Annotated in this window: 2 protein-coding genes; both read right to left on the reverse strand. The window is 55.6% G+C overall.

Features of this window, described 5'->3' with window-relative positions:
* Window positions 1-426, reverse strand: a 426-nt coding sequence (locus tag EJP87_RS16400; protein ID WP_193771478.1) for a glycosyltransferase family 2 protein, incomplete at its 3' end; no start/stop codon positions are given.
* A 25-nt stretch (window positions 427-451) separates the two neighbouring features.
* The coding region (locus tag EJP87_RS18150) for a tetratricopeptide repeat protein (RefSeq protein WP_193771479.1) at window positions 452-1400 on the reverse strand (949 nt) is incomplete at its 5' end.

The raw sequence follows: 1400 nt of genomic DNA on the forward strand, positions 1-1400 counted from the left end.
CCATGGAGTCAGAAAGGCTCGCCGACCACCGCGTTGTTCTGTACCATCCCAGTTAAGCAGACGCGCCCCGACAATCCAAACATGGGTTTTTTGCTGCAAAGCAGCGGCAAGTTGCGCCAGCGTCTCTTTTTCCACCAACAAATCAGGATTAATCAAAGCCAAACAATCGCCCTGGGCAATGGCAGCAGCCTGATTGACCCCTCCGGCAAACCCTATATTGCGACCAGGACGCAACAACCGGATACGCTGGTCACTGCAGGCCCAATGATCGAGCCACCGTTGCGTGGAAGGAGGATTGCCATTGTCAACAACAAGCAGTTCCAACAAGCCGGATGCCTGCAGGATAGCCTGCAAGGAGTGCTGCAGAATCAAACCGGTATGATAACTGACGACAATGGCGGAGATGGCTGGTGACGGAGGTGACAAAAAAATATCCCCAATGATAAAAAAGTCATGGTGACCCGGTTGCAGGTGCATCGGCCACAAGGTTGCGGATGGCCTCATCTATCGGTAAAAATCGCTCCACACCCCCTGCGATTGCTCGACGCAGTGAACCAATACCGGCCTCTTTTTCACCCCGGGTCAGTTGCAAAATGCCCAAAAAATAGTGGCCAACCGCATCCTCTGGTTGACGCTGCAAGAGCACAGTAAGCTGCTGGCGCAGCGTTTCCCATTGGCCGCTCACCGCCAAGTGGCTCAACCAGGGAATAGCCTGATCACTGCGCATGGGGGCTTTTTGCAGGGAGAGGTTGATCCAGTGTTGCCAAGTGGGCAGATCGAGCATCGGTAAAGCAGCCCAATGGAGCTGCTGGGTCACATGGCGTTCCGCCATGAGCGTCAAACCTGTAAAAATGAGCAATGGGGTGTGGGTGTGTGGAATACGCTCGACGAGACAACGCGCCAGCTCTTGCAAAGCGGGTTGATGCTGCTGTTGTTGCTCCGCATCGCTCATTTTTTCATAGGCCGCCAAGCGACCTCGCAGCAATCGGGCCAACGCCAAATCATCACCTCTGATACCGGGAGCACAGGCGGATGACACTGCAGAGGGATTGCCTGCTTCCACAGCAAGTTGCCAACGCTGCCATGTTTGACCGTGGTAGAGAGAGATTGCTGCCAATAGCATCAAAAGAGCAGACAATACCAGATAGACAACGCTCTGCAGCATACGGCAGCCCCGTTGGCATGGTAGGCCCTGCGCGTTGCCGGTCACACTGGCCAAAGCCACCGCCTGCAACGGCAGGGAGAGCGGCAAAGGAAACCATAACCCCAGCAGGGTGCTCTGGGCGATACTCCAGGCGCTGGCCACAGCGAGCCATCTGCCTGGAACAAACAGAATGGGGGCAATACAGAGCAGGATAAACAGCAACAGGCCGATCAATCCGCTGGCATGCAGGGCTTCC

Origin of the sequence: Candidatus Magnetaquicoccus inordinatus, from assembly GCF_004217665.1 — a bacterium.
GTDB classification, from domain to species: Bacteria; Pseudomonadota; Magnetococcia; order Magnetococcales; family Magnetaquicoccaceae; genus Magnetaquicoccus; species Magnetaquicoccus inordinatus.